This is a genomic window from Streptosporangium sp. NPDC000396 (genome assembly GCF_042898655.1).
GTDB lineage: Bacteria > Actinomycetota > Actinomycetes > Streptosporangiales > Streptosporangiaceae > Streptosporangium.
Map to the genome: position 1 here is coordinate 50,390 of NZ_JBIAZA010000030.1, position 26,137 is coordinate 76,526.

A 26,137-nucleotide genomic window follows, 5' to 3' on the forward strand; every position below is an offset into this window, starting at 1 on the left:
CGAGATCACACGCGAGGGGAGAGCCGGGTGGAGGTACTGCTCAGGCGACGGCGCTGATACCGGCGCTGGCGGCGCGGCGCATGCGACGGCGACGCTCGGAGGCGCGCTCGTCCTCGTTCAGACCGCCCCACGTGCCGTACTTCTCGGGGCGGGACAGCGCGTAGTCGAGACACTCGGAGCGGACGGGGCACTGGCCGCAGATGGCCTTGGCCTTACGCTCGCGAATGTCGCGCTCGGGCTGACGCTCGCCGTCAGGGCCGAAGAAGAGCACGAGGTCCTCGCCCCGGCACGCGGCGTCGTCCTGCCATCCCCAGCTGGGCCGAGGCCGGGCGGTCTGCCGACGTACCTGAGACATGAGAAAACCACCTTTTAGTGAGAGGTAATTCGGGTTGATGCCGCATTGGACGTTTACGACGTCCCTGTGTCCAACGCCTGGATTGGCCGTGATGTTCCCTCGGATCAGGTCAGAGCGGGCGTGGCGTACCGCACAGGCACGAGCCTGTCCAGTGCGACCAGCCGATAGGTAGTGATCGTGTCGGCGCAAGCCGTACCACATGGCGTTGTGAGCGTCATGGGTTCAACCACTACCCGAAAACGAGCTTCACTACCGCGCACGATCGCCTCGGTGGTGTCGCCGTCCGACCTGGAGGACTCCACGGCCACTCCGCCAACCGAGAGTTCACCCGTGTGGGCACGGACGAAATGCTCAGCGGCTTGCAATGGCTCAGGGATGCCCGCGCGTCCCCGGAAACGGTCGAGGATGACCTCGCCGGACCGGTACGCATTCGCTGCCGCGATCGCAGCAGCCTGAGACATGCTGCCGTAGTAAAGCCCGTGTGGCAAGCACACGAGGTTGGCGGCGTATCGATCGCCGCCAACATGTGATGTTTCCCATACTCTGTCCGGCAAAACTTCTGCCAGGGAACGAGCGAGGGGTAGTCCAATGCGGGCGCAGCACGCGTTGCGCTTGGCATGCGTGCAGACCAGAAAAACCGGCTCACTCACAAGTATGCAGGACTCCGGGACCACTCCGGCCATCAAGGCGTCCATGTCAAGATCGTCTGGACCTGCGATGACGCCCTCGGCGAGCCACGGCTCGGCAGCGGTGGAGTCGGCGACCATGACGTGAATGCCGGTTCCCGCGGGGTTTCGCCGCCCCGGACGGCGGATGAGCTGGGGCCGGATTCCGAGGCTCGTGGCCCGTTTGATAAGGGTGTGCACCTCCTGGGGGAGGTTGCAGTCTTCCAGGTGGGAGGCCCACGGCCCGGAATGCTCGATGAGCAGCCAGAACCGGGCGCCCACGGTCGCGCTGGCGAAAGTCGGCAGGCCGCCCGTGTGGCACCCCAGGGGGTGCTCGCAACCCTTGACCGCCATAGCCGCAAGGCCTCCCGTGGACACGCACTCCCCCTCTTGTGACTTAGGTAAGACTAACCTAATGCTTCACAGGGTGTGGTGCGGGGGCGGCGGAGACCGGGGGCGGGTAAAGCCATAAACCCGCTGACAGGCCGATGTCAATAGGCAGATCGGCCTGTCAGCGGGGTTTTACGGGCGTCCCGATGTCAAGAGTCAAGGTGTCAACAGGTCAGCGCGGTCCGTGCCATTGTGAGAGCCGCCGCCCGGTCCTCGGGCACCAGGCCGATCCGCGTCCGGCGGTCCAGCAGGTCGCCGACGTCCAGCGCGCCCTCGTGCCTGACCGCCCAGACCAGCTCGGCGCCGGTGACTCCGGTCGGCAGAGGCTCGGCCAGCGAGGGATCCTCCGCCGTCAGCGCCCGCACGGCCGGTGCCTCGCTCCCGTAGCGCCTCACCAGCCGCCCCGGCGCCTCGGCGTTCCCCCGGGTGAACCCGACCAGGGGCAGCCGCGCCGTACGGCTCCCGCCCGCGTCCAGCCCCCGCAGCCGCACGGCGAGGTCGACCGCGTCCTGGGCCATCCGCCGGTAGGTGGTCAGCTTGCCGCCCACGATCGTGACGACCTTGTCCGGGGAGGCCAGCAACGCGTGCTTCCTGGACAGATCGGCGGTGCGGCCCTCGCCGCCGAGCAGCGGGCGCAGCCCGGCGTAGGTCCCGGCCACCTCCTCCCGCCTGACCGTCACGTCCAGGACCGAGTTGAGCACGCCGAGCAGGAACGTCACGTCCTCCTCCGGCGCCTGCGGGACGTCGGGGACCGGCCCCTCCACGGGCTCGTCGGTGAGCCCGACGTAGATCCGGCCGTCGGCCTGGGGGAGCACCAGGACGAACCTGTTGCTCTCGCCCGGGATCGGCACGTGCAGCCCCGCCCTGAGCCCGGGAAGGGTCTCCGGCCGGAGCACCAGGTGGGTGCCGCGTGAGGGGCGCAACGAGATGGCCGGGTCGAGCTGGGCCGCCCACACCCCGGCGGCGTTGATCACGGCCCTGGCCCGGATCGTGAAGGTGTCCCCGCCGAGCTCGTCGCGGACCTGGGCCCCGTCCCCGGTCAGCTCCAGCGCGCGGCAGCGGGTGAGGATCCTGGCGCCGTGCGAGGCGGCCGTCCTGGCCAGGGCGACCACCAGCCGGGCGTCGTCGACCAGCTGCCCGTCCCAGGAGAGCAGGGCCCCGCGCAGGCCGTCCCGGCTCAGGGGGGCGGCGAGGCCGAGCGCCCGCCGGGCCGAGATCCGTGAGGGGCCGGGGAGCACCCGGCGGGGCGTGCCCGCCGCCATCCGCAGCCCGTCGCCGAGCCGGTAGCCGGTCATCACCGTCGCCGCCTGGGCCCTGGAGACCTCCGGGGTCAGCGGCAGCAGGTACGGCGCGGCCCTGACCAGGTGCGGGGCGGTGTGGCTGAGCAGGATGCCGCGCTCCACCGCGCTCTCGTGCGCCACCCCGATCTGGCCCTTGGCCAGGTAGCGGAGCCCGCCGTGGATCATCTTGGAGCTCCATCGGGAGGTGCCGAACGCCAGGTCGTGGGCGTCGATCGCGGCCACGGACAGACCCCGGGAGGCGGCGTCGAGCGCCGCTCCGGCGCCGGTGGCGCCCAGCCCGACCACCAGGACGTCCACCACGAGATCGCGGACCTCGGCGAGCTCGCGCGAGCGGCGGGCGGCGTTGAGGGAGGAGTTCAAGGTTGCAGGTACCTCTCCAGGAGTGTGGTGAGTTCGCCGTCCAGGTCGTCCTGTGTGAGGGGGACGAGCATGGTCGGGCCGGACAGCAGGAACGACTGGGCGGTCAGGAGCACGGCCCTGGCCAGGGCCGCGGGGTCGCCGGGCCGTACGGTGCCCAGGTCCTGGCCTCGTGCGATCGCCGACTCGACGAGCGCGAGCATGACCTCGTGGCTGGAGCCCCTGCGCTCGAGCAGGTACGGCAGGAGCAGCTCGGGATCGACTTCGACGATCTTGCGCCAGAGCGGATGGTCGCGCAGCGCCCGCACCACCGCGACGGCCGCGGTGACCGGATCCTCGGTGGCGAACCGGTCCGCGACGAGCACCCACTCTCGGGTCATCAGGTCGGCGACCAGGCTGCGCACGTCAGGCCAGCGGCGGTAGATCGTCATCCGGGACACCCCCGCTCGCCGTGCCACGTCGGTGAGCGTGGTCTTTCTCACTCCGACCGCGAGCACCATCTCGCGGGCGGCGTCGAGGACCGGGTCGCTGTTGTCCATAGCCGTATTGTGACGAATAGACGCCATATGTCACAGTGTAGACGTGGAAACTCCGACGAATCTCGCTGAACCCATGCTCTGGTCAGGGTGGGGCGATCCCGCCAAAGCCTCCGAGCTGCCCGAACCGATCCGCCGGCTGCTGCAGGACATGCTGGGCGTGCGCTCGCCGGAGACCCCGGCCGTGAGCTTCGACGAGGTGAGGCTGCCCGCCGTGGCGCTCCCGCCGTCCGTCCTCGCCGAGCTGAGCGATGTCGTCGGCGCCGGCCACGTGCGTCTCGACGACGAGGCCCGCATCCGCCACACCCGGGGCAAGTCCACTCCCGACCTGCTGCGCATGCGCCTGGGAGACGGCTCCGACGCCCCCGACGCCGTGGTGCTGCCGGGTTCTCACGCCGAGGTGCTGGACCTGCTGCGGATCTGCGCCGAGCACCGCGTCGCGGTGGTCCCCTTCGGCGGAGGCACCTCGGTCGTCGGCGGCCTGGTGGCCGCCCGGCAGGGCTTCGCCGGCGTCGTCGCGCTGGACCTGGCCCGGCTGAACCGGCTGATCTCGGTGGACGCCGAGTCGATGGTGGTCGAGATGGAGCCGGGTCTGCGCGCGCCGCAGGCCGAGCAACTCCTCGCCGCACACGGGCTCACCCTGGGTCACTTCCCCCAGTCGTTCGAATACGCCACACTGGGCGGCTTCGCCGCGGCCCGGTCCAGCGGGCAGGCCTCGGCGGGATACGGCCGCTTCGACGACATGGTCGTCGGCCTGACCGTGGCCACCCCGCGGGGCACCCTCGACCTCGGCCGCGCGCCCAAGTCCGCGGCGGGCCCCGACCTGCGCCAGGTGATCCTCGGCTCCGAGGGCGCATTCGGGGTGATCACCTCTCTGAGACTCCGCGTACGGCGGGCCCCCGCCGAGCGGGTCTACGAGGGCTGGCGGTTCGGGTCGTTCGCGGCGGGCTCGGCCGCGCTGCGCAGGCTCGCCCAGGACGGCCCGCTGCCCACCGTGCTGCGCCTGTCCGACGAGACCGAGACGATGATCGGCCTGGCCAAGCCGGGCGAGCTCGGCGGCCTGGCGGCCGACGCGGGCTGCCTGGTGATCGCGGGCTACGAGGGCACCGCGGAGGAGGTGGGGCTCCAGCGGGAGCGCGCCTCCGCCGTGCTGTCCGGGCTCGGCGGCGTCCACCTCGGCGCCGGCCCCGGCGAGTCCTGGGCACACGGGCGCTACTCCGCGCCCTACCTGCGCGACTCCCTGCTGGCCGAGGGAGCCACCGTGGAGACGCTGGAGACGGCGGGGTTCTGGTCCGACCTTCCCCGGCTCTACGACGCCGTACGGCTCTCGCTGCACGCCTCCCTCGGCTCACCGCTGGTGATGTGCCACATCTCCCACGTGTACGGCACCGGCGCCTCGCTCTACTTCACGGTCGTCACGGCCCAGACCGCCGACCCTCTCGCGCAGTGGGATGCGGCCAAGCGGTCGGTCAACGAGGCGATCATCACGGCCGGGGGCACGATCTCCCACCACCACGGCGTCGGCCGCGACCACAGGGAGGCCTACGCCGAGGAGATCGGCGAGCTGGGCGTGGAGATCCTGCGCGGGGTCAAGGACCGGCTCGACCCGGAGGGCATCCTCAACCCCGGCGTGCTGGTGACCCAGGACTAGATTCCACGTGGCGGCCCGCTCGCCGCGGGTGGTCTCCCGCGGCGTCCGGGCCGCTCATGCCGTCTTCCGGCGGGCTCGTGCGATCACGCTCTGCTCCCGGGCGTCTCCCGCTACGATGATCAAACCTTGCGGGAGCGAAGAGGGCACGGGGGCATGAAGCAGCAGGATTCCATCAGCCATCCGGCGTCGTTAGGGCCCTACCGGGTCGTCGAGAGACTGGGCCGGGGCGGGATGGGCACCGTCTACCTGGCCGAGGACCCCGCGGGGGCGCGGGTCGCGGTCAAAGTGATCAACGCGGAACTCGCCGGTGACCCGATCTTCGCCGGACGGTTCCGAGACGAGGTGATGGCCGCCGAGCGCGTGCGCCGGTTCTGCACGGCGCCCGTGCTGGACGCCAACCTGGACGGCGACCCCCTCTACGTGGTCACCGAGTTCGTCCCCGGCCCCACGCTGGCCGAGGCGGCCCCGCTGGCGGGCTCGAACCTGGAGGCACTGGCCGTCGGGGTGGCCACCGCCCTCACCGCGATCCACGGCGCCGGGGTCATCCACCGCGACCTCAAGCCCGCCAACGTGCTGCTGTCCCCGCTCGGTCCGCGGGTCATCGACTTCGGCATCGCCCGCGCGCTCGACACCCTCTTCGAACGGACCGCCACCGGCCGGGTCGTCGGCACCCCCGACTACATGGCCCCCGAGGCGCTCCGCGGCGAGCCGGTGACCCAGGCGTTCGACGTCTTCTCGTGGGGTTGCGTGGTGGCGTTCGCCGCCACCGGCCGCGCCCCGTTCGGCGGCAAGACGCTCACCGAGGTGCTCTACAAGGTCGCGCACGAGCCCCCCGCGCTCGACGGCCTCGACCCCGGCCTGCGCGAGGCCGTCGAGGCGGCGCTGCACAAGGACCCCGCCCGGCGGCCGACGGCCCAGCAGCTCCTGGACCACCTGGTCGGGCGGCGCGACGTGGACAACGAGAAGATCGCGGGAACCCTCCGGCTGACCCTCCTGGACGCGGCACCGGCGCCAGGACGGCCCGATCCCGCCCCGCCCGCGGGAGAGCGCTCCGGCGGGCGCAGGCCGAAGGCACCTTCGGGAGGCCGCCGCCGCGCACCGGCCCGCAAGCCGCGGTCCAGGTGGCTCGCCGTCGGTGGAGCGGTCCTGGCCCTGGCCCTGGCCGCGGGGGGAGCGTACCTCTGGCTCGACGACAGCCCTCCCGGTGAGGCCGAGCTGGTCTTCGCCGACAATTTCTCCCAGGGTGGGGGCTGGCCGCAGGACGGCTATTCCTACGGCCCGTATCAGGGCTACTACAGCCTCACCACTCGCAGTGACAACACCGAGCACTTCGCGAGCGCGCCGATCAACATCCTTCCGCCGAAGGCCACCTTGCTGAGCGTCAAGATGCGCATGCCGGATGGCGAACCGGACGGCCAGGCGGGTCTTTACTGCCACGGCCGCCTCGGCGAGGGCGCCGACGACGGCTACGAGTTCCGTATCCGCCGGGACGGGCGCGCCTCGATCGCCAAAAGGGTCAAGGGCGACGTGCGCGACCTGACGCTCGCCGAGCGGATCCCCGGGTACCGCGCCGACAAGCTCGCCACGCTGCACGCGGTCTGCCTGCAGGAGCCGCGACGGGTCCTGCTGACGTTCTGGGTGAACGGCGAGCAGGTCGCCACGACGGCCGACGACGAGTCGCCGCTCAAGGCGGGCGCGGTGGGTCTCATGGCGCGCCAGACCCCGGGCGGCGGGAAATCCACCACGGCGCACTTCGACGACTTCCGGCTGGGCCGTTTCTGACCGCTTTCAAGCACTGATTTCAGGCACTGCCGGGCGTGAGATTCCCCCGGCCCGGCGGGGCCGGCGCTGCTCAGGGCCGTTGATCCCACCAGACCGTGGGCAACGGCCGGCCACCGAGCCTGACGCATCCCCGGGAACGGGTGCGACTCGGTAAGTTGACTTCCTCCCCACGGCTGAAGCCGGGAGATTTCCGTGGCTGAGGCGCGTTCACGCGACCTCCGTCTCGGGTGGTTGGCGCTTCGCAGACCGCCCAGCGGCGAGGTCTCCACGCCCTGTCACCGCCAGCCCGGCGGCGAGGATGTTCTTCGCGGCGTTCACGTCGGCGTTGCAGGCATAAGCGCAGGAGGTGCAGGCGAAGACCGCTTGACTCTCGCGGGACTTCGCGTCCACCAGCCCGCACGCCGAACAGCGCTGCGAGGTGTACCCGGCAGGCACCCGCACGATACGGGAGCCGTTGTAACGAGCCTTATGCTCCAGGCTGAACATGAGGCCGCCCCAGCCCTTGGCGAGGATCGCCCGGTTCAGTCCGGCCTTGGCCCGCACGTTGGTTCCGGGCACGTCGACCGTGCCCTTGGCGGAGGTGGTCATGTTGCGGACCTGTAGATCCTCAACCACGACCAGGCCGTGGTTAAGGGTGAGCCGGTTCGCGGTCCACGCCAGGAAGTCCGTGCGCCGGTTGCGGATGCGGGCGTTCAGCCCGCCGATCCTCGCCCTGGTGGCGGCGCGCCGGTTGGAGCCCTTGCGCTGCCGGGCGAGCTTGTGTTGAAGCCGCTTCAGCCGGGCCGCCTCACCAGGGGTGACGAACTCGCGGTCGCGCATCCACCCGTCGGAGGTGGCCACGGCGACGGCAACACCACGGTCTACCCCCACAGGGGGCTTGCCGTTCGGCACCGAATCGGCGAGGCCGTCCTCAACACAGAACGACACATACCAGCGTCCGCCGTCCTTCAGCACCGTCGCGTTACGCATCTGGCCGCCGAGCGGTCGCGTCCAGCGGAAGCGGACCCAGCCCAGCTTCGGCAGTCTCACCCGGCCCCACCGGCGCGAAACGCGCTCCATGGCGATGTGCTTGGGGTCGGGGAAGCGGAACGACGGCCGAGTCTTGCGCTTGGACCGCCAGCGGACCTTGAACGTGCCATGCGTCGTGCAGGCCCTCTCCAGGTCGCGGAGCGTTTGCTGGAGCGTGTGCGAGGGGGCTTCAGCCAGCCACGGGAAGTCCTTCTTGGCGTCGGCCATCTGCCGGGCCTGCTCCACGTAGCCGATGCATGTGCCGCACTGCCGGTAGGCGCGCCGCTGCTCTAAGCCGGTGTTCCACACCATCCGGCAGGCGTCGCCGATGAGTTCGGCGAACTCCTCCTGCTCGGGCGTGAACGCCAGCAGGTAGCGGCGGCCGGTCAGCATTCAGCGTCCCTTCTGCTGCTCAACGTACCGCTTGACTGCGGCAAGCGGCGCGCCGCCAACCGTGGCCACGAAGTAGGAATTCGTCCACAACGTCGGGAGCTGGGACTTCAGGTGCGGGAACTCCTCGCGCAGCACGCGGGAAGAACGGCCCTTGATCGCCTTCACCAGGCGGTGAACTCCGTACTGCGGGTCGACTTCAACCAGCAGGTGTACGTGGTCGGGCATGACTTCCATCTCCACCAGCCACGCGCCCTTCTCGTTCACCACCTCACGGATGAGGCCTTTCAAGCGTTCTTCGATCCGGCCGCCCAGCACGCGCCTTCGGTACTTCGGGCACCACACGACGTGGAACGCGCACTGGAAGACAACGTTGCTGTTCGACCGCAGGGTTACGGCCACAACCACAATATACAGCTAGGGGCTAGCTAATGATCGAGAACCGAGAGGATGGGATAACCCCACGGCTGAATCCGGGGGTCTGCGCCCAAGAACTCAGATCAACGCCAAAATACGGTCATGGTCGATGTCGGGCGGGCGGCGGAACGCGGGCGTGAGGTCTCCTCACGGGTCTCGGAGGAGGGCGCGGGCTGGGACTGCGTTCAGATCGGCACCTTCAAGGATCTGCGGCCCGACCAGGAGACCTTCTCGTGGCTTCGCCCGGGCACGGTCTGGAGATCGAGGAACGAGATCCTCTCGGGCCTGTTCGGCGATCCCTCGGGCCAGGTGCGGGCGCGCTGGGTGCGGTCCCAGCGGGACCGGGGCGTCGACCCCTCCCTCCGGATCCCGATGGACGTCGGGCCGGAGTTCTCCTTCCTCGTCCTCGGTGACACGGGCGAGGGCGACGCCTCGCAGTACGCCGTGATCCCCGGCATGCTCAAGATCGGGGAGGACACGGCCTTCGCGGTCATCGCGAGCGATGTGATCTACCCCACCGGGTCCGGGAACGAGTACGAGAACAAGTTCTTCCGCCCCTACCAGGACTACCGCGCGCCGATCTACGCGGTTCCGGGCAATCACGACTGGTACGACGGGCTCGGCGGCTTCATGCGCGTCTTCTGCGACGCCCCCGCCCTGGAGACCCGGCGCGAGGGGGGCGGGCTGTCGCCCTCCGGGCTGCGCGGGCTGCTCTGGCGCAAGCCCGAGAAGATCGACGAGGCCGGGCTGGCCAGGGCGCGCGAGCGCCGGGCACTGCCCGGCCAGCGGGCCGTGCAGCCCGGGCCGTACTGGGCGATGGAGACACCCGGGCTGCTCATCGTGGGCGTGGACACCGGGATCCACAGCATGCTGGACCGGGAACAGGCGCGGTGGCTGCGCGAGGTCTCGCGGGACCCCCGGCCCAAGGTGCTGATCACGGGCAAGCCCATATACACCCGCAACGAGTACAAGCCGTCCAAGCTCGAAGGGGGCGGCACGATCGACGACATCGTCGCCGATCCGGCGCACAACTACGTCGCGGCGATAGGCGGCGACGTGCACAACTACCAGCGCTTCCCGGTCAAGGCCGGTGACCGGACGATCCAGTACATCGTGGCGGGCGGCTCCGGGGCCTTCATGCACGCCACCCACACCATCCCCAGGGTCACGGTCGGAGGCGTCCACGAGGACGACTACCGGTGCTATCCGCTCCGTGGCGACTCGCTGTCGTTCTACAGCAGGCTCTACAGCCGGCGGCTGCGCATGCGCTGGCTCTACCTCACCCCCGCGGAGAGCGCGACCCTGATGTCCAGGCAGATCGGCAACACCCCGGTCCGGGACGTCCCGCCCGTTCCCATCACGCGGCGGATGAGGTGGGCGGCGAGGATCCTCGGCGGCTGGCCGATGCCGTTCCGGCTGCCCGTGAGCAAGACCTTCCACCGCTATCTGTCGGAGCTGTCGGACTGGGACACCCCGCCGTTCTTCAAGAGCTTTCTGCACATCTCCGTGACGCCCCGGTCCCTGAAGATCCGCTGCTTCGCCGCCACCGGCTGCCTGCCTCAGGAGATCGAACCTCCACTCGAAGACGAGGTCGAGATTCCGCTCACCTGATCGGAAATGTCGGTTCAGCATGGCAGGCTGGACGTATGAACGTGGCAGTCGCGGCCGGTCCCGGCGGGGGAGGTGTTCTGCGTCCCGACGGGCAGGAGGCCAGGGTCGTCGGAGACCTGGCAGGGGCCGTGCGGGAGCTGGAGGCCGGGCGCCCGCGCTGGGTCTGGGCCGACACCCGTGAGGTCTACCCCGCGCTGCTCGGCGCCGGCGTGCGGCTGGCGCGCTGCCACGACCTGGCGCTGACCGAAGGCCTGCTTCTCGGCTACGAGGGACGCCACGGCGAGCCCCGATCGGCCCAGGCCGCCCACGCCCGGCTGCACGGCCTGCCGGTGCCGCAGGACCACCACGAGCCGCAGGCCCGGCAGGCCACGCTGTTCGAGGAGGAGCCGCCCCCGCCCGATGTCGACCTGGTCGCCGAGGTCCACGCCGACCAGCTCAGGCGGATCGAGGCCGTCGCCGATCCGCATCGCTTCCGGCTGCTGGTCGCCGCCGAGTCGGCCGGGGCGCTGATCGCCGGGGAGATGAGCCATGAGGGCATGCCCTGGAGGGAGGACGTGCACGACGAGCTGCTGACCGGTCTGCTCGGCCCCCGCCCGGTGCACGGCATGCGGCCGGCCAAGCTGCAGGCCCTGGCCGACCAGGTGGCGGCGGCCTTCGGCACGCCGTTCAACCCCGACTCCCCGCAGCAGATCGTCAAGGCGTTCAAGTCGGCGGGCGTGCCCGTCGCCTCCACCCGGGCCCACGAGATCAAGCAGGTGGACCACCCGGGTGTGGCGCCCCTGCTGGCCTACAAAGAGATGGCCAGGATCTACAGCTTCCACGGCTGGGTCTGGGCCGACCAGTGGGTCCGAGACCACCGTTTCCGGCCCGAATACGTGGTGGGCGGCGTGGTGTCGGGCCGGTGGGCCACCAGCGGCGGTGGCGCGCTCCAGATCCCCAAGGTGATGCGCAAGGTCGTGGTGGCCGACGAGGGCTGGACGCTGGTCGTCGCCGACGCCGCCCAGCTCGAACCCCGGGTGCTGGCCGCGATGGCCGGAGACAGCGGGCTGGCCAGAGCGGCCGGGCAGGTCGACCTCTACCAGGCGCTGGCCCAGGCGTTCGGTGGCGAGCGTGACCACGCCAAGATCGCCATGCTGTCGGCGATGTACGGCGGGACCAGCGGAGACGCGCCCAAGCTGCTGGCCGTGATGAGGCAGCGCTTTCCCAAGGCCTACCAGTTCGTGGAGGACGCCGCCCGGTCGGGGGAGGAGGGCAAGCTGGTCCGCTCCTGGCTCGGCCGCACCTGCCCGCCCCCCTCGGACCGCTGGCGGGAGCTGGTCCTGGGTCCCGACGGAAAGCGGGCCGCGCGCGACCGGGGCCGGTTCACCCGCAACTTCGTGGTCCAGGCGACCGCCGCGGAGTGGGCGCTCGTGCTCATGGCGATGCTGCGCGGGCTGCTACCCGACCCGGCCAGGCTGGTGTTCTTCCAGCACGACGAGGTGATGGTGCACTGCCCCGCCGGGCTGGCCGGTGAGGTCGCCGCGGCGGTCGGCCGGGCCGCGGAGGAGGCGACCCGGCTGCTGTTCGGGCCGACTCCGGTGCGCTTCCCGATGCAGGCCGTCGCGGTGCGGTGTTACGCCGACGCCAAATGAGCCTCTGACCCGCCCGGCACCGGGCGGGTGCTCACGCGCGTCTCAGCGCCAGCCACGCGCCGGTGACCGTCACCATGACCGCCACGACCGTGCCGAGCACGCCGTAGGACAGGGTGCCCACGATCACGCCGGCGATCACCGTGCCGGCCGCGCCGCAGACGTTCATCAGCAGGTCCGACAGACCCTGTACGGCGGGGCGGCGCTCCAGCGGCACGGCCTCGCTGAGCATCGCGGAGCCGGAGATCAGCCCGCAGGACCAGCCGATGCCGAGCAGGATCAGCCCGGCCGTCACCCGCCCGACGTCGTGGGGCCCGGCTCCGCCGGCGAGAACGGCGGAGGCCAGCAGCAGGCCCATGCCGAGCACCAGCACCTGGACCCGGCCGATCCGGTCGGCCAGCCAGCCGACCACCGGCGAGAGGACGTACATGCCCGCGATGTGCAGGCTGATCACGATGCCGATGATCGTGTAGGTCGCACCGCCGTGGTTGAGGTGGATCGGTGTCATGGACATGATCGACACCATGGCCGTGTGGCTGACCGCGATCGCGGTGAGTGCCCGCAACGCGACCGGCGTCTCGCGCAGGGCCTGCCACGCGGTGCGCAGGGTGCCTCTGGCCTTCGTGATGGGGGCGGGCGATGCGGGGGCGATCGAGCGGGCCAGGAGCAGCGGGTCGGGGCGCAGGGCGATCACGATGACGCCCAGCGCGGTGGCGAAGGCCAGCAGGGCGAGCACGAAGGGGCCGGTGTCCGGGGCCAGGCCGAACTGGCGGCCGAGGCGGTCGGCGGGTGCGGCGAGGTTCGGGCCGGCGACCGAGCCGATCGTGGCGGCCCACACCACCCACGACAGGTGCCGGGCCGAGTGCCCGGTGGCCGACAGGTCGGTCGCGGCGTAGCGGGAGGCCAGGTTGCCCGCGCTCGCGCCGCCGAACAGCACCAGCCCGACGAGCAGGAGCGGCCAGGAGCTGACGGCGATGGCGATCACCGCGATCAGGCAGCCGAGCAGGGCGCCCACGTAGGTCAGAGCCAGCCCGGCCCGCCGTCCCCTCCTGTCCGAGAGCTTGGCGGCGGGCAGCGCCAGAAGCGCTGCGCCGAGCACGGTCGAGGTCCCGGCGAGCCCGCTGAGGGAGTCGGAGCCGGAGATCCGGGCGACCACCAGCGAGCTGAGAGCGAACCCCACGGCGACACCGACCCCACCGGTGATCTGCGCGGTGGAAAGCACGGTGAGCGTTCGCCGCTGTATGGCGGCGATTTGTGCCCCATCTTTGTAGGAAATGTCTTGATTTGTGGGGTTTATAGTCACGAGTGAAGTTTGCCATCACTCCTGACGCAGCCCGCGACCGCCTGCCGTCAACGGGTCAGTCGACCGGCCTGAAGGTGTCGAAGAAGGCCTGCAGCGTCGCGGCGCTCTTCTCCCACTCCAGATCCCGCACCGAGAACGTGATCTGGTAGGCGGTCCGGTCGTCGACGGCGACGTAGCGGGTCAGGCCGTGCATGGGAACGACGCTCTCGGGCTGGACGTAGGTGTATTCCCAGTCGGCGGCCTTCCACGTGCCGTACGGCACGGCCTTGACGCCGACCTCGGTGTACTCGTCCAGGCCCTTCTTGCTGGCCCGCCTGAGCGCGGTCACCGGGTCGGCGACCGGGACCTCCGTGACGACGATGCTCCGCCCGCTGCTCTTCGGGCCGGAGAAGGTGACGGCGCCGCCGTCCTCGGTCTTCACCGTCCAGCCCTTGGGCAGGGCGCCGGACACGCTGCCCCCGCTTAGCGTCCTGAACCCGTCCGGGACCTCGCCGCGCGACTGGAACGGCGTCGCCGGATCGGCCGGTGTGGAGATCGCCGGGGACGGGCCGGGGGGCACCGGGTCGTCGGAGCCGCCGGACATCAGGACGAACAGCACGACGGCCACCACCGCCAGCACTCCGGCCCCGCCGGCCAGCAGAAGGCGCGACGTGGGACGGCCGTCGCGGATCCAGGCGCTGTCGCCTCCGGCCCGGCGGCGTGAGCTCCTACGGCCCCCACGGCCCCCAGCGCGGCTGGGCGCCGTCACCGACTGGGAATCCGGCGCCGCGTCGCGGCGAGCCGGGGTGGGGAGGGGCCACAGCGCGGACGCGGCGGCCGGGGGGAGCTCACCGGGGGAGTCGTTCAGGGGGGCGAAGGCCTCCGCAGGGGGGTCGGCCGGCGGATCCGCCGGAGCGCGTCCGAGGTCGGCGGAGGGGCTGCGCAGCGCGTCGTAGCCGCGCTGGTGCCCGCCGGACAGGCCGGTGAGGGAGTCGGCGGGGGCGGGAGACCGCCCCGGCACGGACAGCAGGTCCGTGCGGTGCGAGCCCGAGGGGGTGGACAGCGCGTCGCGGGGCACCGCGTAACCGCCCGAGGTGCCGGCCAGCGGATCGTAGGGCACCCGTACCGGGCCGGAAGGGGTCTCGATGATCCGCGAGGGCATCGGGCCGGACGGTGCCTCCAGCGGTGGCATCAGGTCCATCGGCATGAAGTTGCCCGGGACCGGCATCGGCGCAGGGACCTGCGCGGCGGGCCTCCGGTTCGGGGTGCTGGAGCCGTGGCTGCGCAGCACCCGGTCCAGCAGGTCGGACACCTGGGCGGCGGTCATCCGGTCGGCGGGGTTCTTGCGGAGCAGACCCTCGATGACGGCGATCAGCGCCCCGGCACGCTGCGGGCGGGTGGGCTCCTGGGTGAGGATCGCGCCGAGCACGGCCACCGCGTCGGGGCCCTCGTACGGCGGGCGGCCCTCGACCGCCGCGTACAGCGTGGCGCCGAAGGACCACAGGTCGGCGGCCTGCGTGATCGGCTGGCCGGACAGCCGCTCCGGCGGGATGTAGGCGGGAGAGCCCATCAGCAGGCCGGTGTGGGTGATCGTGACGTCGCCCTCTATCGCGGCGATGCCGAAGTCGGTGAGCACCACCCGGTCGGAGGTGAGCAGCACGTTGCCGGGCTTGACGTCACGGTGCATGATCCCGGAGGAGTGGGCGTGGCGGAGCGCGTCCAGCACCCGGACGCCGATCTCGGCGGCCTGGGCCACGGGCAGCGGCCCGCTCTGCCGTACGGCCTGCTCAAGGGACCAGGAGCGGACCAGCTCCATCACGATCCAGGGGCGGTCGTCCTCCTCGACGACGTCATGGACGGTGACGATCCCGGGGTGGCTGAGCCGTGCCGCCGAACGGGCCTCGCGCATCATGCGCCGGTGGGCCACCTGCTTGCCCGCGTGATCCAGGCCGTAGGGGAGGATCAGCTCCTTGACCGCGACGTCCCGGTCGAGCAGGACGTCGTGGGCGTGCCACACCATCCCCATGCCGCCGCGGCCGACCGGCGACATCAGGCGGTAGCGCCTGCCTATCAGCCTGCCCTGTCCCTGTGGTGTGACTCCGGTGATGTGGTCGCCCTCCGGCCCGGTGGGGGCCTCGCCGAGAAAGCGATCCGTCATCGTACCCCGTCCCCCCACAGCTAACCCTATTTCTAAGGTTGGACACGATATCGGGATTGCATTAGGTATTGGAAGTTGGCGCACGAGAAAGTGCGATGCGGCATTTGTCAAGAGACGATGATCTTCGCGTGATCGGGCCGACGCCGGGGGGCTGACGTCGGAAGATGCGGCAGGCCGCCGCGTTCACCGCGCCTGATCGTGTTTAGCGAAAATGATCACTTACCCGATTCACCTTCACGATCCCGCCGCTTCGGCCAGCGCGGCCAGGGCGGCGGTGAAAGCCGATGCGGGCGGGCTCACCAGACCCGCACCGACCTGCCCCGTGCCCGCGATCCGGCCCGCGATACCGGTGTTCACGGTGGGCAGCAGACCCGTCCTGGCGACGAGCGTGACGTCGATGCCGACCGGCGTGCCCCGGAAGTCGAGGCCGGGAACCTGGTAGGCGGAGTGCTCGGCGAGGGTGATCTCGTACATGGAGCGGGTGGCCGCCATCGCGTCCGACACGTCGCCGCCGACGAACCTCACGATCGCCGGGGCGGCGGCCATCGCGAAGCCGCCCAGGCCGGCCGTCTCGGTGATCGTGGAGTCGCCGATGTCGGGGTTGGCGTCCGCCGGGCCGTACGCGCCGAGATAGAGACCGTCCGGGACGCCCGCCGGGCCGGTGAACCAGCGCTCGCCCAGCCCGGAGACCTGGACGCCGAAGTCCGTGCCGTTGCGGGCCATCGCCACGATCATGGTGGAGCCGGGGATGTTCCTCGCCGCGTCCGTGCTGACCTTGCACGCCGCCATGCCGGCGTTCAGGAAGAAGTGGTCGTTGCCGTTGACGAAGCGCAGCACCTCGGCCGCGTGCCCCGGCGCGGCGTCCACGATTCCCGGGGCGAGTTCCCGCACCAGCAGCGAGGTGGCGGCGCGGTTGCGGTTGTGCAGCTCGTCACCCATCTGCAGGGCCTGCGCGATCATCGATTTGAGGTCCAGCGGGCCGCAGGCCGCAAGAGTGTCCCGCAGCACGGGACCGAGCACCTCGCCCATCCAGTTCAGCCGCTCCAGCACCTCCGGACCGTAGGCGCCGTACCGCAGCACCTTGCCCAGGCCCTCGTTGAGCGAGCAGTAGGCGGTGCCGCCGTGCTCGGCGTCGCGCACCTCGAACATCCACATCGACGGGCTGACCACGCCCGCCATCGGCCCCACCGTGCGGTGGTGGTGGCAGGGCTCCAGGCGGGCCTGCCCGGCGGCGAGCCGCTTCCCGGCCTCCTCGGCGTCGGAGGCCAGTCCCTCCAGCAGCATCGCCCCGATGAGCGCGCCGCGCATCGGGCCCGACGCCCGTTCCCAGTCGATCGGCGGCCCGGCGTGCAGGAACGTGCCCCTGGGCAGGTCGAGCACCTCGTGCGCCGGCCGTACGGCGACGAGCTGGGGCCGGGCGGACATCAGGCGGCCCACGGCCGTCTCGTTGGCGCGGACCCTGCGCGGGTCGGCCAGCACCCGGGCCAGGTCGTCGGCGGTGCCGGGCATCGGCGGGCGCCAGTCCACCCCCGTCCGGGGCACGGCCTGTGCGTCCAGCGCCTCGCCGAGCAACTCGGTCCCGACGGTGATCACCTGGGGCTCCGCGGAGAGCATGGGCAACGTCATCGATTACTCCTGAGCGAAGGACGGCGGCTTCCGGCCGGGCGATCGCCGGTTCCGGATGGTCTGCGGCGGGTCATCGGGCGTCCGCGAGCAGGCCGGCGGCATACCGGGCGGCCTGGGCGTTGGAGGTGAAGACCGCGGCCCCCGCCGTTCGCAGGGCCTCTGCTTGTGCGTCCAGCCCCTGCGGGTCGCCCTCGGAGCCGATCAGCGCGACGACCACCGGGACACCCCGGGCCACGGCCGCGGCGACGCCGGGGGCGAGCCGTACCGAGGGGTCGGGGTCGGCGCCGTGCCCGAGGACCACGTCGAGCAGGGCGACGTCGCCGGGCGGCACCTCGGCCAGGGCCTCCAGCCGGAGCGCGGGGTCGATCATCGGGTGGGCCCTGCCGCGCGTGTAGGCGTCATCGCCGAAGTCGGTGAACTCCCCGGTCCCGGCGATCAGCCGAGCCTCCACGCACAGCGTTCCTCCCGAGTAGATGCCGCGCAGCCTCCTCGCGCGCGGTCCTCCCCCCGGAGCGGACGCCTCGCCCGCACCAGCCGTTTCCCGCTCGTCCCGCTCGTCCCGCCGGTCCCGCTCCGGGAGGGGCGCGGGCCAGGAGCGCCAGGCGGGAACCGCCACCCCGAGCGCGCGCAGGGCGGCCTCGGTGGCGGCGGTCAGGTCGTCCTGGCCGGGGCCGAGCAGCGCGGTCACCACCGGGGTGGCGAGCTTCGCGACGACCTCCTGTACGGCCCGCGCCACCTCGGGGGCCGGGGGTTTGGAGATCAGGACGATCAGCTCGGTCGCCGGATCGGCGTCGAGCGCCTCGAGGGCGCGGAGCGTGGACAGCCCGCCCACCTCCTCCGACAGGTCCCTGCCGCCCACCCCCAGCACGTGGCTGACCCCCACGCCGGCGAGGTCCAGCAGGCAGGTGACCTGCTGCGCACCGGTCCCGGAGGCGGCCACCACGCCGACCGGGCCCGGCCGCAGCACGTTGGCGAAGCCGAGGCCCGCCCCGCCGATCACGGCCGTGCCGCAGTCGGGCCCCATGACCAGCACGTCCCGCTCCTCGGCGCGCCTTTTGAGCAGCACCTCCTGCTCGATCGGCACGTTGTCACTGAAGATCATCACGGACAGGCCGGCCTCGATCGCGTCCATCGCCTCGGCGAACGCGTGCGGCCCCGGCACGGAGACCAGGGCCAGCGTGGCGGCGCCGGAGTGGACCGCGTCACGGGCGGCGGTGCGGACGGTACGCGGCGGGTGCTCGGCGGCGACCCCGCCCGTCGTCCGGCTGGCAAGGCCGGTCAGCAGCCGGTCCAGCTCGGCGGCGGCGCCCTCCAGCACGTCCTGGCCGCTGCTCCGCAGTGCGATCAGCAGGTCGGCCGGACCGGCCTCGGGAAGGTCGAAGCCCAGCTCGACGGCTATGTCGCGGTTGAGTTCGGTGGCCATCGCCACCACCGCGACCTCGACTCCGGGGAGTCTGGTGATGGCCTGGCTGACCCGCATCAGGCTCACCGAGTCGTGGTACACCCCTGTCCGTACCCGGACCAGATCACTGCTCAATTGCCCTTTCCCTCCAGGTTGATGACCGAGGCGAGGCCGATGCGCAACCCCCAGGCCAGGTCGGCCCCCGAGGTGTGGCCGAGCTGGAGCAGCCGGCCCAGCGCGGGCTCCAGTGGCTGCCTGCCGGTCAGGCCCCGCAGTACGGCCAGCACCTCACCGCTGGCCTCACCCCGGGCGGCGCAGTGCAGCAACGTCGCCGAGATGGGAGTGGTCCTGCTCCGGGCGTCGAAGGTGACCGCGGCGGCCAGCCAGTCGGCCAGCCACACGGCCCTGCCGGCCCCGGACGCCGTGCCCAGGTGACGCAGCGCCACCAGCAGCCCGGCGAGCATGTCGTCACCGCTGGGGGTGAGGCCGGGGCCCAGCCCGACGAGCTGTTCGGCGGCGGTGACACCCCGCAGCAGCGAGGCCTCGGCGCACCCCTCGGCCAGCAGATCGGCGGCGGCGTTGCCCTCCAGGCCGGGACGCCTGGGCGACCGGTCGCACAGCTCGGCCATCGTGGGCAGCGAGCGCGCCAGCCGTACCGGGTCCACCCGGCCGAGCGGCGGGGCGGGGTCCCACCAGCGGTGCGCCCGCAGGCTGAGCCGCCCGATCTTGATCGAGCCGTCACCGACGTACGCGTCGTCTCCCACGGTGACCTGCGGTATCGGGTCGGTGACCACCATCGAGTTGGGCAGCCGGGTGGCCTCCCCGGTCACCACCGCGATCACGTGCGGTTCCAGCTCCGTGCGGACCTCCAGATAGACCCCGGCGGGGAAGGCCGCCAGCACCCGCGCGGGACGCCGGGGCGACTCCAACACCGGGCGCAGGGCGGCGCTGGCCGCGCCGGTCGTCTCCGCCCGCGTGTGGGCTCGCTGAGCCCTCGGGCGCGTTCCAACGGTCATGAGGCATCCCTCGCCGGCCCCGTCTCGGTGGCGGTGCTGTTGACAGTGCTGCTGAAAATGCTGCTGAAAGTGCCGTGCTCGCTCACGGATTTCCCCCATCCACTGAGCCGACGGTAGAACGGCCGTGGATCCGGTCCGTACGGAGAAAGATGCCAACAGTCAGCGCAAAGGTTGGTTCTTCCTGACAGACGGTTCAATCAGTCACAATCGCTACATGGAACCTCCCGTGCGCCTGGCGAGCACAGGCACGATCATTCACGGCGTCTCCGTCGGCGAGGTCCTCGGTGTCTCGACGCTGGCCGGAGCCCGGCTCATCGCGGGAGAGCGAGGCCTGGGACGGATCGTGCAACGGCTCAACGTGATGGAGGTTCCAGACGTCCTGGCCTGGGTGAAACCGCACGAGCTGCTGCTCACCACCGGCTATCCACTGCGCAACACCCCCCAGTCGCTCGACCGGCTGGTGGTCGACCTGGACGAGCGCGGCCTGGCCGCGCTGGCCATCAAACTCGGCCGCTACCTCGACCGGCTGCCCGACGAGATGGTGAAGCAGGCCGACCGCCTGGGCTTCCCGCTGATCCAGCTTCCCGACAACGTCGGCTTCGACGACATCCTCAACCAGGTTCTCACCGACATCCTCAACCGGCAGGCGGCCATGCTGGCCCGCGCCGAAGAGGCGCACCGGGCGCTGGTCCAGGTCGTGCTCGCCGGGGGCGGGCTGAGCGAGGTGGCGGCGGAGGTCGCCGGACTGCTCGACGTGGCCGTGGCCGTGCTCGACGGGACCGGCCAGACGCTGGCGGCGGCGGGGCCCGCCGAGTACGTGGCCGCGCTGCGCGGCGCCCCCGAGGGCCGCCACACCTCGGTCCCCGTCGTCGCGGGCGGCCACCACCACGGCCGGATCGTCGCCTGCGGCCCCGTCGGCTCGATCGCCGACAGCGATGTCGGCATATTGGAACGTGCCGCTACGGTCGCCGCGCTCGTGGTGACCCGGCAGGAAGCGGTCAACGCGGTCGAGAGCAAATACCGCGCCGACTTCCTGCGCGACGTGCTGACCGGCAGGGCCGGAGGCTCCGAACGGGTCGCCTCACGGGCCAGGGCCTTCGGCTGGGACCTGCAACGCCGGCTCACCGTGCTGGTGGCCGAGCTCGATCCCGAATGCGACGAGCGCGCCGCCCAGGACCGCCTGGTCACCTGCTGGACCGCCGCGATGCGCCGCCATGACACGCGTGGCGCGGTGGCGGGCTTCTCCAACGAGGTCGTCGCCCTCGTGGACGCGGCCGTCGACACCGGCCGCCTGGCCAAGGACGCCGCCACGGCCTTCGCCGAATGCCTGCCCGCCACCTTCTCCACCGGTGCCAGCCGTACCGCCGCCGGGGTCGAGGCCCTGCCCGAGGCGTACGGCCAGGCCCTGAAGGCCTCCAGGGTCGGCCGCCAGCTCCACGGCCCCGGCGCGGTCGCCCACTTCGACCAGCTCGGCGTCTACCGCCTGCTCTCCCTGGTCAACGACACCGCCGAGCTGCACGCCTTCGTCCGGGAGACCCTCGGCCAGCTCGCCTCCGACGACGACGCCGAGAACGCCGATCTGCGCCGGACCCTGCAGGTGCTGCTGGAGACCAACCTCAACGTCGCCGAGACGGCCCGGAGACTGCACTTCCACTACAACACGTTGCGCTACCGCATCGGCAAGCTGGAACGAATGCTCGGCAACTTCACCGAGGACGCCCATCTGCGCCTGAACCTCACCCTGGCACTGCACGTCCTGCGGATGCGCGGCATCTAGACTCTGGGGCGTGAACGAGACCTTCGAGCTGGAAACCGACTACATCCCGCTCTGCGACCTGCTGAAGTACTGCGCCGTCACCGACACCGGCGGCCAGGCCAAACACTTCATCGCCGAGGGCAACGTCATGGTCGACGGCGAGGTCGAGCTCCGCAAGACCTGCAAGATCCGCGCCGGCCAGGTCGTCACCGGCGACGGTTTCGAGATCCGGGTGATCGCCGCCCGATAGCGCGCCACAGGCCTTCCGGCCCCTCACACTCCCCGGCCGATGATCCGCGCGTTCAGTTGAGGCGCATGCCCAAGGCCGGAAGATGGGGTTGCAGCTCGGCTCGGCGAGCCAGGGCGTATCCGGTTGCGCCGCCCTGCTGGAAGGTCCGCACCACGTGCCAGCCTTGCGTCTCGTAGTAGGCGACGAGGCCGGGAAACGGACCGGTGCCGCGCCTCACCCACGACCGGCCCTGGAGCGCGGCCTGATGCAGCGCCCACCAGGCGATCAAACTGCCCGGCTTGTGGTGAGCGTGGACGGGGTCGGTCACGGTCGTGGCCAAGAACAGAGCAGATTCGGCGCGTTCGGCTTCATCCGGCCAGCCAAGGGACGGCGTGTCCGCAAAGACACTCGTCACCCCCGCCACGGTCGAAGTCGCGGTATGCACCAGCGCCCACACCGGGATATCGGAGATGGCTGCCTGCCCGGCGAGCATGTCGGCGTTCTCGTGCCAGCCGTCCCACCCTTCGATGCCGCGTTCCCGCATCCAGACAGCACGCGTCCGGATCAGTTCGGCGATAGGGCCGATGTCGTCAGCGGTCGCAGGGCGCATCTCAAACACGAAAGCCACCGTAGCCCCTCACCGGCCACGTCCGGGAAATTTCACCCTGAACCCCACACTCATCGAATCGGAGGAAGCCGGGAGAGTCCCCAAGCGCGGCACACCCCGGGCAGGCGTTCTCCAGATCCGGAGCGAGACGTGGTGACCAGCCCATCGGCACGGGCCGCGCACCAGCGCCACACAGAAGGTGGGAGCCTGCATACCGCAGCCATCGGGCCTCGGAGACGAACCCGAGCAGCGCCTGCATCGCCGCCACGGGGACCGACCCGGCATCTGACAGCCGGGGTGTGATCCCGACCCTCGGCCGCCACGGTGCCAAGTGTGGCGAAGCCTTCAGTAGGTCATCGGGCTTCACGTACAGTGCGGTAGCGAGGGAGTCCACGTCAGTCTTCACACACCGACCATGGACTCCCTCGCCTCATGTCGGCAGGCGGGTCTCGGGGTGGCTGAATGGTGGACACTGCACGGTTGTGGGCCGAAGGATGGGCCGTCTCCCGACGGACACCCAGGCCGGTGGACGTGCCTTGGGGACTGAGGATCGAGATCGGACAGCCGACCCAAACGGTCCGTCACGTCCTGCTCGACACCGACGCCGGGATCGCCCGGAGCCTCATCGGGACGATCAGCGAGCCCACCACGTGCATCAAGGCGTTTCTTCCACCGGGCGACATGGAACCCTGGTTCTCATCCGAATGGGAGCCGACCATGCCCTGCTTCCTGATGGCCGTCGACCTGTGCCCGTCGCGCGTGCATGCGCCGGATGGGTACACCGCCACCGTCGAGACCGCCGACGGCGTCACCTATGTGCGCATCCTGACCGTCGACGGGGAACTCGCCGCGCGTGGCCAGACCGGTCGGACCGATACCGCCTGCGTCTTCGACCAGATCATCACCGAACCGGCTCACCAGCGCCTCGGCCTCGGGACGGTGGTGATGGGCACACTCACCAACGCGGCCATTGAAAACGGGGTGTCCGCAGGCATTCTGGGCGCGACCATCCAGGGCCGAGCACTCTATGAAGCGCTTGGCTGGAAGGTCCTCTCACCATTGACCGGCTTCGTCTACAAGCCCGTCACCTCGTGACCTCAGGTAATCATCTGGCGGGCTGTGCCGTTGTCGCTGCGGCGGGATTCGTCGACATATGAGGCCCATTCGGCCAGGTCGGCGCGGAGTCGCTCATAGGCGGCGAGTGCCGTCCGCTCCTCGTGCTCGTCGACCAGGCGCCGCACGGTGTCCGCCAGGGTGGCGCCGCCGTACTCATCGGCTGTGCCGGCGAGGCGATCACGCAGATCCGTCGTGACCTTGACTGTCGTCATGCCGTGGTTCTAGCGCGTCTTATCGGCACGCCACCGCGACATGACCGAACGGGTATGCCGGAGGGTCCGACCTGGGGTGGCCGCTGCGAAGCGCGGAGACGGAGTGATCCTGGAAGTAGTTGCGGGCGGCCGTTTTGTGGGCAGGCTCATGTCTGCCGCGCTCACAGGCGCGCGGTGAGGGCGTGCGTAAGCCGACTACTGGTCGGCGGATCAGGTTTGGCAGATCATGCCCGTGTCCGGGTGTGATCGCAGGCCTAATGTGCCCGCAACGACAGCATGGGGATCGCCGGAGGGATGCCCGCGGGGGTGGCCACCGACCGACGGCCCGGTGAAAGGTGGGCTTGATGGTTGCAAGTTGGACCAAACACGGCGACGGCAAGACCCTGGCGCCCGGAGAGATCGTCAGACCGGACGAGAGGCTGTCCTGGCCGCGGATGGTCGGTTTCGGGGCACAGCACGTCATCGCGATGTTCGGCGCGACGTTCGTATTCCCGCTGGTCATGGGGCTCAACCCCAATGTCGCGGTGATGATGTCGGGTGTCGCGACGATCATCTTCCTGCTCATCGTGAGCGGGAGGATCCCCAGCTATCTCGGCACCAGCGCCTCGTTCGTGGGCGGCGTCTTCGCCATCCGCGCGGCCGGAGGCGACGACGCCACGGTCACCGGTTCGATCCTGGTGGCGGGACTCGTCCTGGCCCTGGTGGGTCTCGCCATCCACTATCTGGGCGTGCAGATCATCCACAGGATCTTCCCGCCCGTGGTGACCGGCGCGGTGGTCATGCTGATCGGCTTCGGCCTGGCCTTCGTGGTCGCGGACGTCTACTGGCCCCAGGACAGTTGGGTGGCGCTGATCACCATGACCGCCACATTCCTGATCATCGTCCTGTTCAGGGGCTTCATCGGCCGGATCGCCATCCTGCTCGGACTCGTGTTCGGCTTCCTGTTGTCGTGGGGACTGGACAGGGTGGCAGGCCCGGTCACCTCGGTGCTGCCCGGCCAGAACCTGCGCGACGCCGCCGGGGCGGCCTGCACCGGTGAAGGGCCCTACTGTGTGGCCACCGCCTTCTCCCACAGCCGGGTGAACTTCGGCGGCATCGCCGATGCTCCCTGGATCGGGATACCGGACTTCCACGGCCCGAGCTTCAAGATCGGAGCGGTCGCGCTGGTGCTTCCCGCGGTCATCGCGCTGGTGGCGGAGAACATCGGGCACGTCAAGGCGGTCGGTGAGATGACCGGCGTCGACGTGGACCCCTACATGGGCCGGGCGATCATAGGTGACGGCGTCGGCACCATGGTGGCCAGCGCCGTGGGCGGCTCGCCCACCACCACCTACGCCGAGAACATCGGTGTCATGGCCGCCACGAGGGTTTATTCGACGGCCGCCTACTACATCGCCGCGATCATCGCGATCCTGTTCGGTTTCTGCCCCAAGTTCGGCGCGCTGGTCGCGGCGACCCCCGGCGGCGTGCTGGGCGGCATCACGGTCATCCTCTACGGAATGATCGGCCTGCTCGGCGCGAAGATCTGGATCGAGAACCGCGTGGACTTCTCCGACCCGGTCAACATGGTCCCGGTCGGGGCGGGCATCATCCTCGCCATCGGCCCGGTCAAGCAGATGATCAGTTCCGACTTCACGCTGGAGGGCATCGCGCTCGGGACGATCGTGCTCCTGGTCGGCTATCACGTGCTACGGGCGATATCCCGGCGGAGGGGCGACGAGGTCTCCGGCGGAGAGATCGGATTCGAACGAGAGACCCCCTGATGAAGCCCCCTCCTTTCGACTACCACGCTCCCCGGTCCCTCGACGAGGCGATCGAGACCCTCGCCGAGACCGGGGAGCACGGCAAGGTGCTCGCGGGCGGCCAGAGCCTGATCCCGATGCTGAACATGCGGCTGGCGGCGCCCGGGCACCTCGTCGACATCAACCGGCTCACCGGGCTGGCCACCATCGACGTGGAACCGGGCGGTGTCCGGGTCGGCGCGCTGGCCAGGCACGCCCAGGTAGAGCGTTCCGAGGAAGCCGCCGCCGCCCAGCCGCTGCTGCGCCAGGCGCTCCGGCTGGTCGCCCACCCGGTGATCCGCAACCGGGGCACCGTGGTCGGCAGCCTGGTGCACGCCGACCCGGCCGCCGAACTGCCCGCGGTGCTCGCCCTGCTCGGCGGCTCGGTACGGCTGGCACGACGTGGCGCCACCCGTGACGTTCCCGCCTCCGACTTCTTCACCGGGCCCCTGGAGTCCGCGATCGAACCGGGCGAGCTGGCCGTCTCCGCGGTCTTCCCCACGCTCGGCCCGCACTCGGGTACGGCGTTCCGCGAGGTGGCCAGGCGGCACGGCGACTACGCCCTGGCCGGGATCGCGGCGCTGGTCCGCCTGGACGACGACCTGCGGATCACCACCGCCAGGGTGGCGTGCGTCAGCGTGGGTCCCGTCCCGCTGCTCGTGGACGTCACCGAGGCCTGCGGGCACCGTCCGCCGGCTTCGGCGGACTGGGCGGCGGCGGCGCAGGCCGTACGGGATCGGATCGAACCGGAGGCGGACATCCACGCGACGGCCGACTACCGGCGTCACCTGACCGGGGTGCTCGCCGAGCAGGCCCTGCGGGACGCGGCGAGGCAGGCCGCCGATGCGTGAAAGGAACGGT

22 protein-coding genes are annotated in these 26,137 nt (G+C 70.9%); 9 read left to right on the forward strand and 13 right to left on the reverse strand.

Annotated elements, in window-relative coordinates:
- Nucleotides 1–40: 40 nt before the first annotated feature.
- The 4 genes from ACFY2X_RS36405 to ACFY2X_RS36420 all read right to left on the reverse strand — a co-directional run bounded on the left by ACFY2X_RS36405 (nt 41) and on the right by ACFY2X_RS36420 (nt 3,634).
- On the reverse strand, nt 41–355 hold the full coding sequence (locus ACFY2X_RS36405; RefSeq protein WP_389947619.1) for a WhiB family transcriptional regulator: 315 nt from the start codon (nt 353–355) through the stop codon (nt 41–43).
- A gap of 104 nt (nt 356–459) precedes the next feature.
- Nucleotides 460–1,374 carry a sucrase ferredoxin gene (locus ACFY2X_RS36410; RefSeq protein ID WP_389947620.1) on the reverse strand — a complete coding sequence of 305 codons (915 nt, stop codon included), beginning with the start codon at nt 1,372–1,374 and terminating at the stop codon, nt 460–462.
- Nucleotides 1,375–1,574: 200 nt separating this feature from the next.
- The gene (locus ACFY2X_RS36415; protein ID WP_389947621.1) at nt 1,575–3,071 is read right to left on the reverse strand and encodes a glycerol-3-phosphate dehydrogenase/oxidase; all 1,497 of its coding nucleotides are present in this window, start codon (nt 3,069–3,071) and stop codon (nt 1,575–1,577) included.
- The gene (locus tag ACFY2X_RS36420; protein WP_389947622.1) at nt 3,068–3,634 is read right to left on the reverse strand and encodes a TetR/AcrR family transcriptional regulator; all 567 of its coding nucleotides are present in this window, start codon (nt 3,632–3,634) and stop codon (nt 3,068–3,070) included. Before ACFY2X_RS36420 ends, ACFY2X_RS36415 begins: the two co-directional genes overlap by 4 nt.
- A 46-nt stretch (nt 3,635–3,680) precedes the next feature.
- On the opposite strand from ACFY2X_RS36420, the gene ACFY2X_RS36425 reads away from it, so the two are divergent.
- Together ACFY2X_RS36425 and ACFY2X_RS36430 are read left to right on the forward strand one after the other, a co-directional pair.
- Nucleotides 3,681–5,255, forward strand: a complete 1,575-nt coding sequence (locus ACFY2X_RS36425) for an FAD-binding oxidoreductase (protein WP_389947673.1) — start codon at nt 3,681–3,683, stop codon at nt 5,253–5,255.
- A gap of 153 nt (nt 5,256–5,408) precedes the next feature.
- Nucleotides 5,409–7,037: a protein kinase gene (locus ACFY2X_RS36430; RefSeq protein ID WP_389947623.1), complete on the forward strand. Its 1,629-nt coding sequence runs from the start codon at nt 5,409–5,411 to the stop codon at nt 7,035–7,037.
- A 207-nt stretch (nt 7,038–7,244) separates the two neighbouring features.
- Here the strand turns inward: ACFY2X_RS36430 and ACFY2X_RS36435 are convergent, their stop codons facing one another.
- A complete protein-coding gene (locus ACFY2X_RS36435) occupies nt 7,245–8,438 on the reverse strand; it encodes an RNA-guided endonuclease InsQ/TnpB family protein (RefSeq protein ID WP_389947624.1) in 1,194 nt (397 codons plus the stop codon).
- Complete coding sequence (tnpA, locus tag ACFY2X_RS36440; RefSeq protein WP_389947625.1) at nt 8,439–8,837, reverse strand: IS200/IS605 family transposase; 399 nt, start codon at nt 8,835–8,837, stop codon at nt 8,439–8,441.
- 117 nt (nt 8,838–8,954) lie between these two features.
- Here tnpA and ACFY2X_RS36445 point away from each other — a divergent pair, with 117 nt between their 5' ends.
- A complete protein-coding gene (locus tag ACFY2X_RS36445; RefSeq protein ID WP_389947626.1) occupies nt 8,955–10,463 on the forward strand; it encodes a metallophosphoesterase family protein in 1,509 nt (502 codons plus the stop codon).
- Between the two features lie 35 nt (nt 10,464–10,498).
- Nucleotides 10,499–12,094 (forward strand): bifunctional 3'-5' exonuclease/DNA polymerase, encoded by a 1,596-nt coding sequence (locus ACFY2X_RS36450; RefSeq protein ID WP_389947627.1) that lies wholly within the window; start codon nt 10,499–10,501, stop codon nt 12,092–12,094.
- Nucleotides 12,095–12,125: 31 nt separating this feature from the next.
- Here ACFY2X_RS36450 and ACFY2X_RS36455 read toward each other — a convergent pair whose 3' ends face one another.
- The 5 genes from ACFY2X_RS36455 to ACFY2X_RS36475 all read right to left on the reverse strand — a co-directional run bounded on the left by ACFY2X_RS36455 (nt 12,126) and on the right by ACFY2X_RS36475 (nt 19,575).
- Complete coding sequence (locus ACFY2X_RS36455) at nt 12,126–13,313, reverse strand: MFS transporter (protein ID WP_389947628.1); 1,188 nt, start codon at nt 13,311–13,313, stop codon at nt 12,126–12,128.
- 136 nt (nt 13,314–13,449) lie between these two features.
- Nucleotides 13,450–15,531 (reverse strand): protein kinase, encoded by a 2,082-nt coding sequence (locus tag ACFY2X_RS36460; RefSeq protein WP_389947629.1) that lies wholly within the window; start codon nt 15,529–15,531, stop codon nt 13,450–13,452.
- Between the two features lie 234 nt (nt 15,532–15,765).
- Nucleotides 15,766–17,157, reverse strand: coding sequence for a DUF1116 domain-containing protein (locus ACFY2X_RS36465; RefSeq protein ID WP_389947630.1), 1,392 nt, complete (start codon nt 17,155–17,157; stop codon nt 15,766–15,768).
- A 70-nt stretch (nt 17,158–17,227) separates the two neighbouring features.
- Nucleotides 17,228–18,694: an FdrA family protein gene (locus tag ACFY2X_RS36470; RefSeq protein WP_389947631.1), complete on the reverse strand. Its 1,467-nt coding sequence runs from the start codon at nt 18,692–18,694 to the stop codon at nt 17,228–17,230.
- The gene (locus ACFY2X_RS36475) at nt 18,691–19,575 is read right to left on the reverse strand and encodes a DUF2877 domain-containing protein (protein WP_389947632.1); all 885 of its coding nucleotides are present in this window, start codon (nt 19,573–19,575) and stop codon (nt 18,691–18,693) included. Before ACFY2X_RS36475 ends, ACFY2X_RS36470 begins: the two co-directional genes overlap by 4 nt.
- A 214-nt stretch (nt 19,576–19,789) precedes the next feature.
- Between ACFY2X_RS36475 and ACFY2X_RS36480 the strand changes: the two genes are divergently transcribed.
- On the forward strand, nt 19,790–21,352 hold the full coding sequence (locus ACFY2X_RS36480) for a PucR family transcriptional regulator (protein WP_389947633.1): 1,563 nt from the start codon (nt 19,790–19,792) through the stop codon (nt 21,350–21,352).
- Nucleotides 21,353–21,362: 10 nt separating this feature from the next.
- Complete coding sequence (locus ACFY2X_RS36485) at nt 21,363–21,581, forward strand: RNA-binding S4 domain-containing protein (RefSeq protein WP_389947634.1); 219 nt, start codon at nt 21,363–21,365, stop codon at nt 21,579–21,581.
- Between the two features lie 52 nt (nt 21,582–21,633).
- On the opposite strand, the gene ACFY2X_RS36490 is transcribed toward ACFY2X_RS36485, so the two are convergent.
- Nucleotides 21,634–22,170 carry a GNAT family N-acetyltransferase gene (locus ACFY2X_RS36490; RefSeq protein WP_389947674.1) on the reverse strand — a complete coding sequence of 179 codons (537 nt, stop codon included), beginning with the start codon at nt 22,168–22,170 and terminating at the stop codon, nt 21,634–21,636.
- A 522-nt stretch (nt 22,171–22,692) separates the two neighbouring features.
- Here ACFY2X_RS36490 and ACFY2X_RS36495 point away from each other — a divergent pair.
- Nucleotides 22,693–23,262, forward strand: a complete 570-nt coding sequence (locus ACFY2X_RS36495; protein ID WP_389947635.1) for a GNAT family N-acetyltransferase — start codon at nt 22,693–22,695, stop codon at nt 23,260–23,262.
- A 2-nt stretch (nt 23,263–23,264) separates the two neighbouring features.
- Here ACFY2X_RS36495 and ACFY2X_RS36500 read toward each other — a convergent pair whose 3' ends face one another.
- Nucleotides 23,265–23,495 carry a hypothetical protein gene (locus ACFY2X_RS36500; protein ID WP_389947636.1) on the reverse strand — a complete coding sequence of 77 codons (231 nt, stop codon included), beginning with the start codon at nt 23,493–23,495 and terminating at the stop codon, nt 23,265–23,267.
- Nucleotides 23,496–23,839: 344 nt separating this feature from the next.
- Between ACFY2X_RS36500 and ACFY2X_RS36505 the strand changes: the two genes are divergently transcribed.
- Both ACFY2X_RS36505 and ACFY2X_RS36510 read left to right on the forward strand, forming a co-directional pair.
- Nucleotides 23,840–25,258 carry a uracil-xanthine permease family protein gene (locus ACFY2X_RS36505; protein ID WP_389947637.1) on the forward strand — a complete coding sequence of 473 codons (1,419 nt, stop codon included), beginning with the start codon at nt 23,840–23,842 and terminating at the stop codon, nt 25,256–25,258.
- Complete coding sequence (locus tag ACFY2X_RS36510; RefSeq protein WP_389947638.1) at nt 25,258–26,127, forward strand: FAD binding domain-containing protein; 870 nt, start codon at nt 25,258–25,260, stop codon at nt 26,125–26,127. The genes ACFY2X_RS36505 and ACFY2X_RS36510 overlap by 1 nt, the downstream gene beginning before the upstream one ends.
- The last annotated feature ends 10 nt before the right edge of the window (nt 26,128–26,137 follow it).

Bases quoted from the DNA above. Each gene is read 5' to 3' on its own strand.
- ACFY2X_RS36435 (WP_389947624.1), bottom strand. From the start codon at position 8,438: ATGCTGACCGGCCGCCGCTACCTGCTGGCGTTCACGCCCGAGCAGGAG.
- ACFY2X_RS36450 (WP_389947627.1), top strand. From the start codon at position 10,499: ATGAACGTGGCAGTCGCGGCCGGTCCCGGCGGGGGAGGTGTTCTGCGT.
- ACFY2X_RS36405 (WP_389947619.1), bottom strand. From the start codon at position 355: ATGTCTCAGGTACGTCGGCAGACCGCCCGGCCTCGGCCCAGCTGGGGA.
- ACFY2X_RS36490 (WP_389947674.1), bottom strand. From the start codon at position 22,170: ATGCGCCCTGCGACCGCTGACGACATCGGCCCTATCGCCGAACTGATC.
- ACFY2X_RS36505 (WP_389947637.1), top strand. From the start codon at position 23,840: ATGGTTGCAAGTTGGACCAAACACGGCGACGGCAAGACCCTGGCGCCC.
- ACFY2X_RS36425 (WP_389947673.1), top strand. From the start codon at position 3,681: ATGCTCTGGTCAGGGTGGGGCGATCCCGCCAAAGCCTCCGAGCTGCCC.
- ACFY2X_RS36410 (WP_389947620.1), bottom strand. From the start codon at position 1,374: ATGGCGGTCAAGGGTTGCGAGCACCCCCTGGGGTGCCACACGGGCGGC.
- ACFY2X_RS36420 (WP_389947622.1), bottom strand. From the start codon at position 3,634: ATGGCGTCTATTCGTCACAATACGGCTATGGACAACAGCGACCCGGTC.
- ACFY2X_RS36475 (WP_389947632.1), bottom strand. From the start codon at position 19,575: ATGACCGTTGGAACGCGCCCGAGGGCTCAGCGAGCCCACACGCGGGCG.
- ACFY2X_RS36480 (WP_389947633.1), top strand. From the start codon at position 19,790: ATGGAACCTCCCGTGCGCCTGGCGAGCACAGGCACGATCATTCACGGC.
- ACFY2X_RS36460 (WP_389947629.1), bottom strand. From the start codon at position 15,531: ATGACGGATCGCTTTCTCGGCGAGGCCCCCACCGGGCCGGAGGGCGAC.
- ACFY2X_RS36510 (WP_389947638.1), top strand. From the start codon at position 25,258: ATGAAGCCCCCTCCTTTCGACTACCACGCTCCCCGGTCCCTCGACGAG.
- ACFY2X_RS36430 (WP_389947623.1), top strand. From the start codon at position 5,409: ATGAAGCAGCAGGATTCCATCAGCCATCCGGCGTCGTTAGGGCCCTAC.
- ACFY2X_RS36445 (WP_389947626.1), top strand. From the start codon at position 8,955: ATGGTCGATGTCGGGCGGGCGGCGGAACGCGGGCGTGAGGTCTCCTCA.
- ACFY2X_RS36465 (WP_389947630.1), bottom strand. From the start codon at position 17,157: ATGACGTTGCCCATGCTCTCCGCGGAGCCCCAGGTGATCACCGTCGGG.
- ACFY2X_RS36500 (WP_389947636.1), bottom strand. From the start codon at position 23,495: ATGACGACAGTCAAGGTCACGACGGATCTGCGTGATCGCCTCGCCGGC.